This is a genomic window from Actinomadura rugatobispora (assembly GCF_042656285.1).
Lineage (GTDB): Bacteria > Actinomycetota > Actinomycetes > Streptosporangiales > Streptosporangiaceae > Spirillospora > Spirillospora rugatobispora.
Window position 1 is genome coordinate 1 of record NZ_JBHSON010000075.1, and the last position, 16,106, is coordinate 16,106.

16 protein-coding genes and 3 tRNA genes are annotated in these 16,106 nt (G+C 74.2%); 11 read left to right on the top strand and 8 right to left on the bottom strand.

The genetic code is table 11. The annotated features are described in order from the left end of the window. The 6 genes from ACFPZN_RS39500 to ACFPZN_RS39525 form a co-directional block, all read left to right on the top strand. Positions 1–739: cellulose binding domain-containing protein (locus ACFPZN_RS39500; RefSeq protein WP_378287699.1), on the top strand; the 739-nt coding region annotated here is incomplete at its 5' end. 42 nt (positions 740–781) lie between these two features. Further along, positions 782–1,546: a fumarylacetoacetate hydrolase family protein gene (locus ACFPZN_RS39505; protein ID WP_378287700.1), complete on the top strand. Its 765-nt coding sequence runs from the start codon at positions 782–784 to the stop codon at positions 1,544–1,546. 65 nt (positions 1,547–1,611) lie between these two features. Next, positions 1,612–2,247 carry a DUF2461 domain-containing protein gene (locus ACFPZN_RS39510; protein ID WP_378287701.1) on the top strand — a complete coding sequence of 212 codons (636 nt, stop codon included), beginning with the start codon at positions 1,612–1,614 and terminating at the stop codon, positions 2,245–2,247. Between the two features lie 111 nt (positions 2,248–2,358). Beyond that, positions 2,359–2,430: transfer RNA gene (locus ACFPZN_RS39515), tRNA-Gln, on the top strand. A 187-nt stretch (positions 2,431–2,617) separates the two neighbouring features. After that, positions 2,618–2,690: transfer RNA gene (locus tag ACFPZN_RS39520), tRNA-Glu, on the top strand. A gap of 65 nt (positions 2,691–2,755) precedes the next feature. Beyond that, positions 2,756–2,828 (top strand) — tRNA-Glu (locus tag ACFPZN_RS39525). Between the two features lie 45 nt (positions 2,829–2,873). On the opposite strand, the gene ACFPZN_RS39530 is transcribed toward ACFPZN_RS39525, so the two are convergent. Beyond that, on the bottom strand, positions 2,874–5,096 hold the full coding sequence (locus ACFPZN_RS39530) for a hypothetical protein (RefSeq protein ID WP_378287702.1): 2,223 nt from the start codon (positions 5,094–5,096) through the stop codon (positions 2,874–2,876). A 170-nt stretch (positions 5,097–5,266) separates the two neighbouring features. Here ACFPZN_RS39530 and ACFPZN_RS39535 point away from each other — a divergent pair, with 170 nt between their 5' ends. Continuing rightward, a complete protein-coding gene (locus tag ACFPZN_RS39535) occupies positions 5,267–5,731 on the top strand; it encodes a hypothetical protein (protein WP_378287703.1) in 465 nt (154 codons plus the stop codon). A 929-nt stretch (positions 5,732–6,660) separates the two neighbouring features. Here ACFPZN_RS39535 and ACFPZN_RS39540 read toward each other — a convergent pair. The 5 genes from ACFPZN_RS39540 to ACFPZN_RS39560 all read right to left on the bottom strand — a co-directional run bounded on the left by ACFPZN_RS39540 (position 6,661) and on the right by ACFPZN_RS39560 (position 9,303). Beyond that, on the bottom strand, positions 6,661–7,059 hold the full coding sequence (locus tag ACFPZN_RS39540) for an NUDIX hydrolase (RefSeq protein ID WP_378287704.1): 399 nt from the start codon (positions 7,057–7,059) through the stop codon (positions 6,661–6,663). A 5-nt stretch (positions 7,060–7,064) separates the two neighbouring features. Further along, complete coding sequence (locus ACFPZN_RS39545; RefSeq protein ID WP_378287705.1) at positions 7,065–7,874, bottom strand: SAM hydrolase/SAM-dependent halogenase family protein; 810 nt, start codon at positions 7,872–7,874, stop codon at positions 7,065–7,067. A 17-nt stretch (positions 7,875–7,891) separates the two neighbouring features. Next, on the bottom strand, positions 7,892–8,200 hold the full coding sequence (locus tag ACFPZN_RS39550) for a DUF202 domain-containing protein (protein ID WP_378287706.1): 309 nt from the start codon (positions 8,198–8,200) through the stop codon (positions 7,892–7,894). Then, positions 8,197–8,583: a YidH family protein gene (locus ACFPZN_RS39555; protein WP_378287707.1), complete on the bottom strand. Its 387-nt coding sequence runs from the start codon at positions 8,581–8,583 to the stop codon at positions 8,197–8,199. Before ACFPZN_RS39555 ends, ACFPZN_RS39550 begins: the two co-directional genes overlap by 4 nt. A gap of 84 nt (positions 8,584–8,667) precedes the next feature. After that, on the bottom strand, positions 8,668–9,303 hold the full coding sequence (locus ACFPZN_RS39560) for a MerR family transcriptional regulator (RefSeq protein ID WP_378287708.1): 636 nt from the start codon (positions 9,301–9,303) through the stop codon (positions 8,668–8,670). Between the two features lie 75 nt (positions 9,304–9,378). Here ACFPZN_RS39560 and ACFPZN_RS39565 point away from each other — a divergent pair, with 75 nt between their 5' ends. After that, a complete protein-coding gene (locus tag ACFPZN_RS39565; RefSeq protein ID WP_378287709.1) occupies positions 9,379–10,383 on the top strand; it encodes a redoxin domain-containing protein in 1,005 nt (334 codons plus the stop codon). Here the strand turns inward: ACFPZN_RS39565 and ACFPZN_RS39570 are convergent. Together ACFPZN_RS39570 and ACFPZN_RS39575 are read right to left on the bottom strand one after the other, a co-directional pair. Continuing rightward, the gene (locus ACFPZN_RS39570) at positions 10,380–12,734 is read right to left on the bottom strand and encodes a glycoside hydrolase family 3 protein (protein ID WP_378287710.1); all 2,355 of its coding nucleotides are present in this window, start codon (positions 12,732–12,734) and stop codon (positions 10,380–10,382) included. The two genes, ACFPZN_RS39565 and ACFPZN_RS39570, sit on opposite strands and share 4 nt — an antisense overlap. A gap of 17 nt (positions 12,735–12,751) precedes the next feature. Further along, positions 12,752–13,471: an IclR family transcriptional regulator gene (locus ACFPZN_RS39575; protein WP_378287711.1), complete on the bottom strand. Its 720-nt coding sequence runs from the start codon at positions 13,469–13,471 to the stop codon at positions 12,752–12,754. A gap of 191 nt (positions 13,472–13,662) precedes the next feature. Between ACFPZN_RS39575 and leuC the strand changes: the two genes are divergently transcribed. The 3 genes from leuC (at position 13,663) to ACFPZN_RS39590 (ending at position 16,077) form a co-directional block, all read left to right on the top strand. Next, positions 13,663–15,114 carry a 3-isopropylmalate dehydratase large subunit gene (gene leuC / locus ACFPZN_RS39580; protein WP_378287712.1) on the top strand — a complete coding sequence of 484 codons (1,452 nt, stop codon included), beginning with the start codon at positions 13,663–13,665 and terminating at the stop codon, positions 15,112–15,114. A 20-nt stretch (positions 15,115–15,134) separates the two neighbouring features. After that, positions 15,135–15,722 carry a 3-isopropylmalate dehydratase small subunit gene (leuD, locus tag ACFPZN_RS39585; RefSeq protein ID WP_378287713.1) on the top strand — a complete coding sequence of 196 codons (588 nt, stop codon included), beginning with the start codon at positions 15,135–15,137 and terminating at the stop codon, positions 15,720–15,722. Positions 15,723–15,825: 103 nt separating this feature from the next. Further along, positions 15,826–16,077, top strand: coding sequence for an SCO5555 family protein (locus ACFPZN_RS39590; protein WP_378287714.1), 252 nt, complete (start codon positions 15,826–15,828; stop codon positions 16,075–16,077). Positions 16,078–16,106 lie beyond the last annotated feature (29 nt).

The window sequence follows — 16,106 nt, forward strand, 5'->3', positions numbered from 1 at the left end:
CGCCGCCCCCGCCGAGAACGCGACACCGCCTCCCGCGGCGTCCCCGTCGTCCGGGCTGCCGCCGGGCACGCCCGTCGGCCCCGCCGCACCCGCCGGACCCCCGCCGCAGGAGAAGCCGCGGCGCCCAGTGCTCCTGGCCGCCGTCATCGCGGCCATGCTGGTCATCGGCGTCGGCGCGATCATCGCCGCCGTCACCGCGTCCGACTCCGGAGGCCCGGACCGCAAGCCCGCCGCGCGCTCCGCGCCGCCCGCAGGCCCGGCCCCGTCCGACACGGGCGCGCCCACCGGGCCCGCCTCGCCCGGCACCACCGGCGACCCCGCGCCCGGCGGCACGACCGGCGCCCCCGCGCCCCCGCAGGGCCAGGACCCCGGCCAGGCACCGGGACAGGCCGTGCCGCCCCCGAGCGCCCCGCCCGCCGGACCCGTCGTCGAGGGGAACGGCATCACCTACCAGCTCGTCCAGCGCGACCCCGGCTACTACGAGGGCAAGTTCGTCTTCACCAACCGGACCGGCCGCCCCATGACCGACTGGACGATCACGTTCCAGGCCCCCGGCGGCAACGTCAAGAACATCTGGGGCGCCCGGCTCGTCCGCGGCGGCGGCAGCGTCGAGATCCGCAACCTCGACAACGCGCGGACCATCCCGCCCGGCGCCACCTGGGAGATCCAGTTCGGCGCCGAGGGGGCGGCGGCCGACCCGAAGGGCTGCCGGCTGAACGGCGCACCCTGCGGGTTCTGACCGGTTGAACGGGTTCACCCGGCTGGCACTAGGCTCTTGACCATGCGTATCGCGAGGTTCGCCACCGACGAGGGCATGTCCTTCGGGGTGGTGGAGGAGAACACCGTCGCCGCCGTAGCGGCCCATCCGTTCGGAGAACTCACCTTCACCGGGCAGCGCCTTCCGCTCGCCGACGTGCGGCTGCTGGCCCCGATCCTGCCCAGCAAGGTCATCGCGATCGGCAAGAACTACGCCGCGCACGCCCGCGAGATGGGCGGGGAGGCCCCCGCCGAACCGATGATCTTCGCCAAGCCGTCCACCGCGGTGATCGGCCCCGGCGAGGCCGTCGCCTACCCCGAGAAGCTCAGCGAACGGGTCGACTTCGAGGGCGAGCTGGCGGTCGTCATCGGCCGGATGTGCCGGGAGGTCCCCGCCGCCCGCGCCGCCGAGGTCATCCTCGGCTACACCTGCGCCAACGACGTCACCGCCCGCGACCTGCAGAAGAAGGACGGGCAGTGGACCCGCGCCAAGGGCTTCGACACCTTCTGCCCGCTGGGCCCCTGGATCGAGACCGAGGCCGACCCGTCCGACCTGGCCATCGGCACCACCGTCAACGGCGAGACCAGGCAGGACGCGCGCACCTCCCAGATGGTGCACGACATCCCCGCGCTGGTCGAGTACGTCAGCCAGGTCATGACGCTGCTGCCCGGCGACGTCATCCTCACCGGCACCCCCGAAGGCGTCGGCCCCCTGGAGATCGGTGACGAGGTCACCGTCACCGTCGAGGGCGTCGGCAGCCTCACCAACCGCGTCATCGCCCGCGAGTGACGCCCGCCCCTGGACGTCGTACGGCCTCCGTACCCTGGAGGTCGTACGACATGTGAGGGGGCGCCATGGCATTCCGCGGATTCACCGACGAGACCTTCGCCTTCTACGAAGGGCTGCTCGCCGACAACACCAAGTCCTACTGGACCGCGCACAAGGACGCCTACGAACGGTACGTGCGCGAACCCCTGGCCGAGCTGTGCGCCGAACTCGAGGACGAGTTCGGCCCGGCGAAACTGTTCCGCCCCTACCGCGACGTCCGCTTCGCGGCCGACAAGACGCCGTACAAGACCCACCAGGGCGCCCACTCCCGCCGCGGCCTGTACGTCCAGATCGACGCCGACGGCCTGATGGTCGCCGGCGGCCTGTACGCCCCCGAGCCCGACCAGCTCCGCCGCTACCGCGCCGCCGTCGACGCCGACTCCACCGGCAAGGAGCTGGAGGCCCTCGTCGAGGCCCTCCGCGCCTCCGGAATGGAGATCGCCGGAGACCGCCTCAAGACCCGTCCGCGCGGCACCCGCGCCGACCACCCCCGCCTCGACCTGCTGCGGCACCGCTCCCTGTACGCCCGCGAGGGCTGGCCCGCCGACCCGTGGATGGCCACGCATGAGGCCGTCGAGCGCGTCCGCGCGTCCTGGCGCCGCCTGCTCCCACTCGCCCGCTGGAGCGAGGAGCACATCGGCCCGCCCGGCTTCGCCCGCTGAACCGCCCTGCCGACCCCGGCAATCGTTTTGGTTCGACTCCCAAGGTCCTGTATTCTCATCGAGGCGCGAGCGACCGGACGGCCTCACAACCGAAGGGCCCGCTTACCGCACTGGGGTATGGTGTAATCGGCAGCACGACTGATTCTGGTTCAGTTAGTCTAGGTTCGAGTCCTGGTACCCCAGCTGGCTGAGGCTACTTGCCGCTTTTTGGCGGCTTCGCCGAGGCTTGGCAGTGTTGGCCCAGGGGGGCGACCCCCGCAGTGCTAGCCCAGGGGGGCGACCCCCTGGAACCCCCGGGCCGCGAAGGCTTCGCCTTCGCGGGTGCGCGGCTGAGGTTTACTCGGCTTCGTTTTCGGGTTTGTAAGGTCTGGCCCCCGTCGTCTAGTGGCCTAGGACGCCGCCCTCTCAAGGCGGTAACGGCGGTTCGAATCCGCTCGGGGGTACGGTGAGTTCTCGCAGTTCGAGGCTCACGGTAAGGCCCGGAGGATGATCTCCGGGAGTTGGACAGGCCCCCGTCGTCTAGTGGCCTAGGACGCCGCCCTCTCAAGGCGGTAACGGCGGTTCGAATCCGCTCGGGGGTACAGATCGGCTCCGACCACGTGAGTGGCCGGAGCCTTTTCGGCTTTTCAGGGGAGAGGCGCCTGCCACAGGGTGGGGGTCGTGCCGTCGGTGCCCACGGCCAGGAGGCCGTTGGCGTGGACGGTCAGGGCGGTGAGACGCTGGAGGCCGTCGCCGTCCAGGCCGCGGCCCCGGGGGCGGGACTGGCGCCATGACGATCCGTCCGCCGACGTCCACAGCGAGACGTCCGAACGGCCCGCGCCCGACGGGTCCCCGGACACGGTGAAGCCGCGCGGCGAGGCCATGACGGTGGTGAGCGCGACCGCGGGGAGGGCCTGGGTGCGCCACGTCCTGCCCGCGTCGGCGGACGAGGCGACGAACGCCTGCCCGCCGCCGCTGCCGATGGCGACGAGCGCGTCGCCACGCGCCGCGACCTGGGTGAGCGAGGCCGAGGTGATCCCCTGCGGGCGCGGGACCGCGACGGCGGTCCACTTCTTGCCGTCCGCGGAGGTCCAGGCCGTGGGGCCCTGGTCCTTGCGGTCCCCGACGGCGACGTAGCCGTTCGAGACGGCGGCGACGTCGCGGAGCGCGGCGTCCTTGAGATCGCCCGTACCGGCCGTCCAGGTGGCGAGGTCGCCGGACTGCCAGGCCATGCCCGTGCCGACGGCGACGTAGCCGCCGGTGCCGTGCGCGGCGCCGCTCAGCTCGCCCTCCTGGTCGATGGCCTGGCCGGGCTTCCACGCGGTGCCGTCCTGCGAGGTGACCAGGAGGGGCTTGGTGCGGTCGGCGCCGCGGCCCACCGCGACCCAGCCGTTCGGCCCGTACGCGGCGGCGGCGAGCCGCTGCATGCCCGGGCCCGCCAGGCCCTCGCCGCCCGCCCGCGACCAGGTCCGCGCGTCCCGGGTGTTCCAGATCGCGCCGTCGCCGCCGCCGCTCCCGATCGCCAGGACCGTTCCGCCGCCGGAGACCAGGCGGGTGACGGTCCGGTCGGGGGTGACCGCGCCGGGGATGGCGAGCAGGTCGATGTCGCCGCCCCGGGCGCCGGGGACGGCCAGGTAGGCGCCGGTGTCCTGGCGGCCGAGTACGAGGACGCCCTGCGGCAGCGCGGCCGCGCCCTCGGGCTTGCGTCCGCCCTCGCCCTCCAGGCGTTCGACCGGGGTCCAGGACGAGCCGTCGGCGCTGCGGTGCACCGCGATCCGGCCGTCCGACAGCGGGACGAGCGCCGCCAGGCCGCTGTCGGAGCCGCCCAGCGCGGCCAGGCGGTCGTAGGTGCCGCGCTCGATCACGCTGGCGCGCCCCCAGCTCACCCCGTCCGCGGAGCGGAAGAAGACCGCCTGCTTGCGGTCCTTGCCGGTACGGCCCTCGCGCGCCGCGTACACGCCGCCGGGACCGGCGGTCAGCGCGACCACCGGGCCGTACGACCCGTCGCTCTGCGGGATGTCCGCCTTCGACCAGGTGCGCCCGCCGTCGGCCGACCGCCACAGGTCGCCGTTGTCGCGGGCCTGGGCGACCAGGACCGAGCCGGACGCGGCGAGCCGCGCGGGCTCGGCGTCCGCGCCCTCGGGAAGGGCGGGGGCGGAGCGCTGCCAGGCGGCGCCGTCGGCCGACGTCCACAGGACCGGCCGGCCCTGCGCGGAGACGCCCATGGCGGCGAACCCGGACTGGGTGGCGGCCAGCGCGGTCACCTTGTCGCCGGGGGCGAACGTCCCGCCGCCGGCCGGACGGTGGGTCCAGGTGCGGCCGTCGGGGCTGGTCCAGGTCGCGACGCCCGCGTCGCCGTCGCCGAGCGCGGCCCAGGCGCGGGGGCCCGCCGCGATCACGCGCGGCACGTCCGGGGGCGCGGTGCCGTCGCCGGAGGCCGTGCGGACCGTGGCGAGCCGCCATTCCCGGCCGCCGTCGGCCGAGACGAGGAACTGTCCGCGGGCCGTCTCGGCACCGACGGTCACCACCGTCCGGCCGCGGACGGCGGCACCGTGCAGGGACTGCTCGTGCCCGTCGTACAGGGCGGGCGCCACCGCGAAGATCTTGTCGGCCGGCCGGGCGCCGTCGCCGGCGGCGGAGCCGTCGCGGGCCGCGCCGGAGCCGCCGTCGCGGACCAGGGAGACCGCCCCGGCGATCAGCACGCCCGCGACCGCCGCGACGGCGATGCCCGAGACCACCCCGGGCTTGAACACGCGCGTCCCGCCGCCGCGCCCGCTCGGCGGCGTGGGGGCCGCGTGGGGCCGCTCGAACGGCTCACCCCGCGTGACCGCCGCCCCCGCGGCCGGCGCCTGCGGGGCCGGTCGCTCCATGGCGCGCGTTCGCGCGGGCGCCGGTGCCTGCGGTGGCCCCGACGCCTGCTTGGGCGGCGTTTGCCTCGGGGCCGGAGTTTGTACGGGTGATGACGGCTGCGCGGATGGCGTCGTCGTTCGCGCGGGTGGCGGCGCCTGCGCCGCAGCTGGCGGCTTCGTGAGGGGCGGCGTTGTTTGCCCAGGTGGTGACGGCGGTTGCGCGGATGGCGACGTGGTTCGCGCGGGTGGCGGCGCCTGTGCCGCGGTTGGTGGCTTTGCGGCGGTTGGCGGCGTTTGCGCCGGGGCCGGTCGCTCCATGGCGCGTGCGGGTGGCGGTGCCTGCGGTGGGGCCGACGGTTGCGCAGGCGGTGACGGCTGTGGGGGCGACGGCGGTTGCGCGGACGGCGTTGTCGTTCGTGCGCGTGGTGACGTCGTCTGTGCCGCGGCTGGCGGCTTTGCGGCGGTTGGCGGTGTTTGCGCGGGTGGTGGCGTTTGCGTCGGGGACGGTCGCTCCGTGGCGCGTGCCGGTGTTCGCGCGGGCGGCGGTGCCTGCGGTGGGGCCGGTGGTGGTGCTTGCGGGGGTGACGGCGGTTGCGTGGATGGCGTCGTGGTGCGCGGGGGTGGTGGCGCCTGTGCCGCGGCTGGCGGGTTCGTGACGGGTGACGGCTGCGTAGGTGATGACGGCTTTGCGGGTGGCTGCGATGGTGCGGCTTGTGACTTTGTGGGGGGCGGCGGTGTTTGCGCGGGTGGCGGCTGCTGAGGCGAGGGTGGCCCTGCGGGGGGCGGTGCCTGTGCAGGGGGTCGCGCCTGTGTCGGCGCCTGCCTGGAGGCTGGCGCCGGTGTTTGCGCGGTTGGTGATGCTTGCGGGGGTGACGGCGGTTGGGTGGATGGCGTCGTTGTCCGCGCCGGTGGTGGCGTTTGCGCCGGGGACGGTCGTTCCGTAGCGCGTGCCGGTGTTCGCGAGGGCGGCGGTGCCTGCGGTGGGGGCGGCGCCTGCTTGGGGGGCGGAGTTTGTACGGGAGGTGACGCCTGCTGGCGTGAGGGCGGTGCTGCGGGTGGCGCCTGTGCCGGTGTTCGCGTCCGTGTCGGCGCCTGCTTGGCGGGTGGCGGCTGTGTGGCGGTGGGGATGGGGGCGGGCAGGGGTGGGGCGGGGGTCGGTTGGGGGGTTGGTGCCTGGTTCAGCCAGGGTGGCGGTGGGAGTTGCGGGACGCTTGGGCCCTTCGGCCTGCCATAACGCGAGGATGGGGGTGGGGGAGGGCCCGCCGGCTTGGACGGGGAGCTGCGCCAGCTCGCCACCAGCTTGTCGTCGCGCGGCGGCGGGGGAGCGGGTCTGCCCCAGCTGGGTGGGGGTGGCGGAGGTAGGGAACCCTGTCCGGATGAAGCGTCCGGTTCACCGCGCCCACCAATTGTGCTCACGTTCTCCCCCTTCGTGACAGCACAAAGGAGAAGTGTACGAAAGCAAAGGACTGGTAGGAAGATCTCCTCATTGGACTTCTCGCCCCCAATAATCTTCGGAGCCCGGCGGGCCGAATTGGCGGGAAAGCGGCGGAGTTTTGTTTCCCAGTGTTCGGTGGCCGGGTCGGGCTCAGGAGAGCAGCCCCCTGTCGACCGCCAGGTCCAGGGCCGCGCGGGCGGCGGGGGCCAGGAGGGCGCGTTCGGCGCGTCCGACGTAGCGGTACTCGTCGACCTCGCCGGTGGCGGCGATGTCGCCCGCGTAGCCCGCGGTGAAGCAGGCCATCCGCACCCGGTCGAACGCCGGCTGGTCGTGGGCGGCGGCGCGGATCACGCCCAGTTCCTGGAACGAGCCGCGGTCCAGTTCCAGCGCCAGTTCCTCGCGCACCTCGCGGGACAGGGCCGACCAGTCGTCCTCGCCGGGCTCGCGCTTGCCGCCGGGCAGGTAGAGCAGGTCGCGGCCGCGCGACCGTACCGCCAGCATCCGGTCGCGGGAGACGTGCACCCAGGCGACGACGTCGAGGTCCTCCATGGCGATCAGTGTGCCAGCGCCCGGCGGATGGTCAGCACGGCTCCGTCGCCGAGCCCGAAGTGCTCGGCGGCGGAGCCCTGGTTGACGGCCAGGCCGAGGAGGCCGGAGGAGTCGGTCCAGATCAGTGCCTCGCCCTTGGCGACGCGGCCGTAAGTGGCCTCGTAGGGCAGGCGGGCCGTTCCGTTATGCCAGGACGCCTCCAGGACGGTCCCGTGCCGGAGGGGGCCCAGGGCTGAGGTCAGGTCGTTCTCGTCGGCGGAGGTGATCAGGCTGCCGAAGCGGTCGGTGTAGAGGACGGTCGCCTTGAGTTCGCCGTCGCCGATGACCGGGGCGGGGAGGTCGAGGCGCACCAGGTCGGCGATGTCGATCTCCGGGCCGAGGTCGGTGAGGGCGGTGCCCGCGGCGAGGTGCGCGGCGGCGGGGGAGAAGATGTCGCGGCCGTGGAAGGAGGACGACACCTCGGGCAGCCGGTAGGCCGGGTTCTCCAGGAGGTGGGCGGTGACCGCGCCGCCCAGCCGTTCGGCGGCGGGCGGCAGCAGGCCGTTGTCGGGGCCGATCAGGACGTCGCCGCGGCCGGTGGTGATCGCGACCGGGCGGCGGGGGGTGCCGACGCCGGGGTCGACGATGCCGACGTGCACGCCGCGCGGCAGGTACGGGAGGGCCTGGCGGAGCAGCATCGCGCCCTCGACGATCGCGTACGGGGTGACCTCGTCGCTGAGGACCAGGACGGTCGCCGCCGGTGCGATCGTGTAGACGACCCCGGCGCAGGTCGCGGTGTAGGCGTCCCCGAAGTCGGTGGTCAGGCTGATGAACACGGCCCCCGAGCGTACCCTCAGTGCAGCGCGAAGAGCAGGCCGAGCATGCCCAGCATGATCGTCACGATGGTGGCCATCAGCACCGACACCGGGTCGGCCGCCACCGGGCGCCGATGGTGTCCCGGGTGGCGGGTCAGGGATCGGCGCAGTTGCAGCGACACCGCCGCGCAGACCGTGGCGGCGGCCAGGGCGGCGGTGGTCGAGGACGGCGCGAGCCGCACGCAGAGCAGGCCCGCGACGATGAGCGAGAGCGTGGTGCGGTTCCAGGCCAGTGCGGTGCGTTCCGGCTGGGCGCCGGGGTCCCTGAGCCCGCGCCCGGCGCTCATCGGGTCGCCAGCAGCGCCACCAGCAGCACCACGGCGGCCAGCGCCAGCCCGTACGACATGATCGGCGCGAGTGCGGGCGGCGGCAGCGTCTCGGCCCGGCGCAGCGCCCGCTCGGTCCGCAGCCAGCGGCGGAACGCCAGCGCGGCGAGGAGCGCGCCGGTGGCGGAGAAGGCGATCGCCAGCCCGTTGCGCAGCAGGACGGCCAGCGCGTCGCCGCTGAGCGCGACTCCGATCCCGGCGGCGATCACGGCCAGCGCGGTGCGGATCCAGGCCAGGAAGGTCCGCTCGTTGGCCAGCGTGAAGCGTGGGTCGGGATCGTCGCCCTCGGCCAGCAGCCGGTCCGTCCACCGGCTGCCGTGGGGTTCACCTTCCATAGCGGTCATCAATCACCATATTAGGCGATGGGCAATTTAAACGCCGAATTGGTGATGAATTGCGCAATTCCGACTTGTCATGGCTGGAATGTCCTAGCCCTCGGCGGTGCCGAAGCGGCGGGCCGAGGCGTCCTCCTGGGCCAGCCGGTGCAGCGCGGTGAGGACCTGCTCGTACAGGACGGTGGAGACCAGCATCGAGTGCACCGTCCGGCTGCGGGGGGCGCCGTCGGTGACGCGGCCGATCTCGTGCTCGGCGACCTCGGCGGCGGCGTGGACGTAGGGGCGCAGGTCGGTGAGGGTGACCGGGAAGCCGAGGCGGCGCAGCGCGACGAAGGTCTGGGCGAGCAGGTCGCGGGCGGGGGCGCGGTCGGTGACGTGCCAGCCCAGTTCGGCGATGAGGGCGTCGACGTCCTGGCGGGCGGCGCGCCAGTGCGGGTCGTCTGGCGGGGTGACGTGCGGGCCGATGGCGTACTGCGTGGTGCCGAACAGGTCGTGCATGCCGACGGCGTCGTTCTCGACGGCGGCGAGGATGCGGCGGATGGCGGCGACCGGCAGGTCGCCGACCTCGCGGAGCGCGCGGATGAGGCGCAGCCGCTCGAGGTGGCCCTCGTCGTACTCGGCGCGGGTGGCGCCCGAGGCGGTGCCCTTCGGCAGCAGTTCCTCGCGAATGTAGAACTTGATCGTCTGGACCGTCAGACCGCTGCGGTCGCTCAGTTCCGAGATCTGCATCGGCGTTCCCCCTTGACTTGGATACTAGAGCTATCCAAGTATTGGATACTGTCACTATCCAATGAAGGGGTCTCCATGTTCACCGCCGTGGAAGCGGGCCGGGCCTACGGGCTGGACGCGCGTCTCGACGATCGGGGGCGGCTGCTGGCCGCGCCGGACCGGCCGCTGCTCGGCTGGGAGCGCAAGCCGCACGGCTGGTGCCGGGAGGAGGCGTGCCTGCCCGCCGCCCGCGCGGCCGCCGCCGAGACCCCCGGGGGCGTGGACGTCGCCGCGTTCGCCGGCCTGGTCGGCAAGGTCGCCGTGATCGATCCGGACGAGCGGGCGGTGGCGTTCGCGGAGGGCGCCGCGCAGGCCCTCGGCGCCGATGAGGCGCCCGATTTCACGCTGGACGGCGTCGCCCTGTCGGACCTGCGGGGACGCAAGGTCGCGCTGGTGTTCTGGGCGTCCTGGTGCGGCTGCCGGTACGACCTGCCCGCCTGGCAGGAACGGCACGCGGCCCTGGAGGGCGACGGGCTGACCGTGGTGAGCGTGGCGCTCGACCGGTCCGCCGCCGACGCGCGGCCCTGGATCGAGGAGGCGAAGGTCACCCATCCGGCGCTGGTCGACGCCGAGGGCGTGGCCGCCGAGCTCTACAACGTGATCAACGTGCCGACCGTGGTGTGGATCGACGAGGAGGGCCGGATCGTCCGGCCGCAGGACAGCCAGACGGCCACCGACCTGTTCCGCTCCATGAACGGCCTGGACTCGGAGGCGTCCCACGCCGCGCTGCGCCGCTGGGTCCTGGACCGCGACCCGGGGCTGACCGCCGCGGAGGTCCGGGAGCATCTGCGCGTGCCGACCGCCGAGGAGCGGCGGGCGCGGGCGCACGCCCGGCTCGCGGTCTGGCTGGCCCGGGAGGGACGGGCCGCCGCCGCCCGCCGCCACCTGGACGAGGCCGCCGCGCTGGCCCCGCACGACGTGGCCATCCGGCGCGGCCTGATGGCCCTGACCGGCGAGGACCCGTTCGGGGACGCCTACTTCGCGCTGCGGGACGAGCTGGAGCGCTCCGGCGTCCCCATCTACCGGCCGCTGCCCCTCTAGACCTCGGTGTCCACGATCAGGTCGCCGATGGAACGGCCCGCGTGCAGCCGGTACGCGCGGGGCAGCCGCCCGTCCAGCGGCACCGTGACTGTCACCCGCTCGCCGGGGCCCGCCTCCACGACCGCGAAGCCCGCGAGCCTGATCGACAGGACCGGGCCCGAGGCGTAGCACTGGACGACCTCGCGCCCCCGCCGGTTGCCCGCGTTGCGCACGGTCACCTCGGCGGCCTCCCCGGACGGCGCGACCGCGACCGACTCGTACTCCCAGGCCGTGTAGCCGAGGCCGTGCCCGAACGGGTAGGCGATGTCCTCGGGGGCGTAGCGGCGGTAGCCGATCGCGGCGCCCTCGGCGTACTCCAGCGTCCCGTCCGGGCCGGGGAGCGGCGACAGCACGCCCGTCTGGGTGGCCGGGAAGGTGGTCGGCAGCCGCCCGCCCGGCTCGGCCAGGCCGGTGAGCACGTCGGCGATCGCGTCCCCGCCCTCCTGGCCGGGCAGCCACGCCCACAGCACCGCGGCGACCTCCTCCCGCCACGGCATCAGGACGGGCGCGCCCGCGTTGACCACCACGACCGTGCGGGGATTGGCGGCCGCGACCGCGGAGACGAGCTCGTCCTGGCGGCCGGGCAGCGCCAGGCTCGTCCGGTCGAAGCCCTCGCTCTCGACGCCGGAGTCGGTGCCGACGACGACCACGGCGGTGCCGGCGGCGCGGGCGGCCTCGACGGCGGCGGCGAACTCCTCGTCCTCGGGCGGCCGCGGCTCGCGGTAGCCGAGGCCGAACGCGACCGCGAACGCCGGCTCGTCGAAGGAGTGCCGCAGTTCCACCGGCACCGGCCGCCCGGCGGGCAGCCCGAGCGTGACCCGGCGCTCGGGCGGTCGCGTCAGCGACTCGACCATGCCGCCGCCCTCGGGGACGAGGGTGAGGGTCTCGGCGATGTCGTCGCCGACGCGCAGGTCGAAGCGGCCCGTCCCGGCGGCGGCGAAGGTGTGGACGCCGTCCTCGGACGGGGTGACCAGTGCCCGCAGCACGATCCGCCGCGTGCCCTCGGGGAGCCCGCCCAGGAAGAGCAGGGCGGCGGTGCGGCGGTGCTCGGACAGCAGCACCGTCCCGGCGGCGTCGAGGTAGTCGACGCGCGTGCCGGGCTCGCCGGTCACCGGGTCGGCCGCCAGTGCGAGCGGGAGCGGCGCCAGCCGGGCGTGCGGGTCGACCCCGGACCGGACGGTGATCACGGCGTCCTCGCCCAGCGCCCGCCGCAGCCCCTCGTACGGCGTCACCACGCGCTCGGGGTGCACGTGCGCGCTGCCGCCGCCCTGGGCGGCGAACCGGACCGCGTTGGGGCCGATCAGCGCCACGTGCGCGGCCCCCCGCAGCGGCAGGACGCCGTCGTTGCGCAGCAGCACGGCGCCGCGCACGGCCAGGTCGCGCAGCCGGCGGCGGGCGTCCCCGGGCGTGGTGGCGGGCGGCGGCCCGGGGACGCCGCCCAGGGCGCCGACCCGGGCGGCCAGCCGCAGGATCCGCAGCACCTTGTCGTCGATGACCTCCTCGCCGATCCGCCCGTCGCGGACGGCGGCGGCCAGCCGGTCCCCCCACCGGCCGGTGGGCAGGCCGGGCATCTCCAGGTCCATGCCCGCCGCGGCGCTGGCCTCGGTGGAGCGGATCGCGGTCCAGTCCGAGACCACCACGCCGTCGAAGCCCCACTCCTCCTTGAGCAGGCCGGTCAGCAGCGGCCGGTGCTCGGTCATGGCGGTGCCGTTGACCCGGTTGTAGGCGGCCATCACCGCCCACGCCCCGGCCCCGCGGACCGCTTCCTCGAAGGGGCGCAGGTAGAGGTCGTCCAGGGTGCGGTCGTCGATGCGGGCGTCGTAGGACATCCGCGCGGTCTCGGAGTCGTTGCCGACGAAGTGCTTGACCGTCGCGGCGACCCCGGCCGACTGCACGCCGCGTACGAAGCCGGCCGCGATCCGGGCGGCCAGCAGCGGGTCCTCGGAGTAGTTCTCGAAATGGCGGCCGCCCAGCGGGGTGCGGTGCAGGTTCACCGTCGGGGCGAGCTGGACGTGCACGCCCTTGTCGCGGGCCTGCGCCCCGTTCAGCCGTCCGGTCTCCTCGGCCGCGTCCGGATCCCAGGTGGCGGCGAGCGCGGTCGGGTTGGGGAACAGCAGGCTCGGACGGCGCTCGTCCCAGGCGGTGCCGCGCACGCCGCTGGGGCCGTCCGACAGCACCAGCGGCGCCAGGCCGATCTTCTCGATCGGGCGGAGCGTCCAGAAGCCGGCGCCGGTGAGCAGGCCGACCTTCTCCTCCAGGGACAGCCGCGCCAGCCGCCCCCGCAGATCGGCCTCCAGGCCCTCCGCGTCCACAGGGCTATTAGAGCAGGTCAGGAGGTCGTGCGGCGCATCGACTCGGAGATCTTCTCGGCCGCGGCCAGCACCGGACCGGCGTGCAACCTGCCGGGGGAGCGGGTGAGCCGCTCCAGCGGCCCGGACACCGAGACGGCCGCGATGACCCGGCCGCCGGCGCCGCGGACGGCCGCCGACACCGACCCGACGCCCTGCTCGCGCTCGCCGACGCTCTGCGCCCAGCCACGCCGCCGCACCGTCGACAGCGTGGTGGCCTCGAACTTGGCGCCGCGCAGGCCGCGGTGCAGGCGGTCGGGCTCCTCCCAGGCCAGCAGTATCTGCGCGGCCGACCCGGCGGTCATCGGCAGCGCGGCCCCGACCGGGATGGTGTCGCGCAGCCCGCTGCTGCGCTCGGCGGCGGCCACGCACACCCGCACGTCGCCCTGGCGGCGGAACAGGGAGGCGCTCTCCCCGGTGAGGTCGCGGAGCTGGACCAGGACGGGCTGGGCGATGGCCAGCAGCCGGTCCTCCCCGGCGGCCACGGCCAGCTCCGCCAGCCGCGGGCCCAGGATGAAACGGCCCTGGGTGTCGCGGTGGACGAGGCGGTGGTGCTCCAGCGCGACGGCGAGCCGGTGGGCGGTCGGGCGCGCCAGACCGGTCGTCTGGACGAGCTGTGCCAGCGACGCCGGGCCGGCCTCCAGCGCGTTCAGGACCAGAACCGCTTTGTCAAGTACGCCGACTCCGCTAGAGTTGTCCATGTCTTGATATTGCCGTCTCGTCATATGAGATGCAACTCGGGTAGGGGCGCTCGTCGCGCTACGCGCGCCTTCGCCGCTGCCCGTGATGCCGACCCGGGGGGCGACCCCCGGACCCCCGACGGGGACGGCAAGGTGACAGAGACCACGGCGCGCGCCGCGCGCCGGAGGACCAACCAGGGTGAGGTGGAGCGATGGGCCGCACATTGGCCGAGAAGGTGTACGACGCGCACGTCGTGCGACGAGCCGAGGGCGAACCGGACCTGCTCTACATCGATCTTCACCTGGTCCACGAGGTGACCAGTCCGCAGGCGTTCGACGGCCTGCGGATGGCCGGCCGCAAGGTGCGCCGCCCCGAGCTGACGATCGCCACCGAGGACCACAACGTCCCGACCACCGACCTGCTCAAGCCGATCGCCGACCCGGTGTCGCGCACCCAGGTGGAGACGCTGCGCAAGAACTGCGCCGACTTCGGGATCCGCCTGCACCCGATGGGCGACGACGGCCAGGGCATCGTCCACGTCATCGGCCCCCAGCTGGGCCTGACCCAGCCCGGCATGACCGTGGTCTGCGGCGACTCGCACACCTCCACGCACGGCGCGTTCGGCGCCCTGGCCTTCGGGATCGGCACCAGCGAGGTCGAGCACGTCCTGGCCACCCAGACGCTGCCGCAGATCAAGCCGAAGACCATGGCCGTGACCGTGGACGGGGAGCTGCCCGAGGGCGTCACCGCCAAGGACCTCATCCTGGCGATCATCGCCCGGATCGGCACCGGCGGCGGCCAGGGCCACATCATCGAGTACCGCGGCGAGGCGATCCGGGCGCTGTCGATGGAGGGCCGGATGACGGTCTGCAACATGTCCATCGAGGCCGGCGCCCGCGCCGGGATGATCGCCCCGGACGCGACCACCTTCGCCTACCTGGAGGGCCGCCCGCACGCCCCGCAAGGGGCGGACTGGGACCGGGCCGTCGAGTACTGGACGTCGCTGCGCACCGACGACGACGCGGTCTTCGACAAGGAGGTCGTGATCGACGCGGCCGAGCTGACGCCGTTCGTCACCTGGGGCACCAACCCCGGGCAGGGCCTGCCGCTGGGCGAGTCGGTGCCCGACCCCGCCTCCTACGCCGACCCGACCGACCGCCAGGCCGCCGAGCGGGCCCTGGAGTACATGGGGCTGACCGCCGGGACGCCGCTGCGCGAGATCAAGGTCGACACCGTCTTCGTCGGCTCCTGCACCAACGGCCGCATCGAGGACCTGCGCGCCGTCGCCGGCGTCCTGGAGGGCCGGAAGGTCGCCGACGGCGTCCGCATGCTGGTCGTGCCGGGGTCCATGAAGGTCAAGAAGCAGGCCGAGGAGGAGGGCCTGAACGAGGTCATCTCCGCCTCCGGCGCCGAGTGGCGCGAGGCCGGCTGCTCGATGTGCCTGGCCATGAACCCCGACAAGCTCACCCCGGGCGAGCGCAGCGCGTCCACGTCCAACCGCAACTTCGAGGGCCGGCAGGGCCCCGGCGGCCGGACCCACCTGGTCTCGCCCGCCGTCGCCGCGGCCACCGCCGTCACCGGCCGCCTGGCCGCCCCTTCTGACCTCGGCGGAGCCGCCGGGGGGCCTGGGGGGTCGTCCCCCCAGAATGACACCGACCTCTGAGCACCGAGGACTCCACGATCATGGAAGCGTTCACCACCCACACCGGGCGCGGCGTGCCGCTGCGCCGCAGCAACGTCGACACCGACCAGATCATCCCGGCCGTCTGGCTCAAGCAGGTCAGCCGCACCGGCTTCGACAAGGGCCTGTTCTCCGCCTGGCGCGAGGACCCGGGCTTCGTGCTCAACCAGCCGCAGTACGAGGGCGCGAGCGTCCTGATCGCCGGGCCGGACTTCGGGACGGGGTCGTCCCGCGAGCACGCCGTCTGGGCCCTGCAGCAGTACGGCTTCCGCGTCGTCATCGCGCCGCGCTTCGGCGACATCTTCCGCAACAACTCCACCAAGATGGGCCTGCTGCCGGTGATCCTGCCGGCCGAGACCGTCGAGGCGCTCCAGGCCCAGGCCGAGAGCGACCCCACCGCGGAGATCACCGTCGACCTCGGCGCCCGCGAAGTGCGCAGCGGCGACCTGACCGCCTCCTTCGAGATCGACGACTACACCCGCTGGCGGCTCATGGAGGGCATGGACGACATCGGCCTGACCCTCCGCCACGCCGACGACATCGCCGCCTACGAGGGCCGCCGCGCCTCCTGGCTCCCCGTCACGGCCTAGGGCTTCGGGGCGCCGACCGCCCCCCGGATGCACGAGCGTGTCTCCTCACCGACGACAATTCATAAGGTGCGGAGACACGCTCGACTCGTTGGGGGCTTGGACATTGACTGAACCGGAGGCACGGGACAGGGACCCGTGGACCGGTCCTGAGTGGGAGGACCCTGCGCTCACCCGCCTCGCCCAGCAGCTGAGGGAAGCCCACCGGCTGGTGGCGCCGCTGCCACAGGAGACCCGGCGCCGGCTCATCCGGCACCTCCTGGCGATCACCGATCTGGCCAAACGCGACCCCGCGCTGGCCGGACGCAGGCTGGAGACCTTCCTCACCGATTTCCGCAGGGCGCCGGACGCCCGCTAGCGTGCGGGGTGGCCGGATCCGGTCCGGCT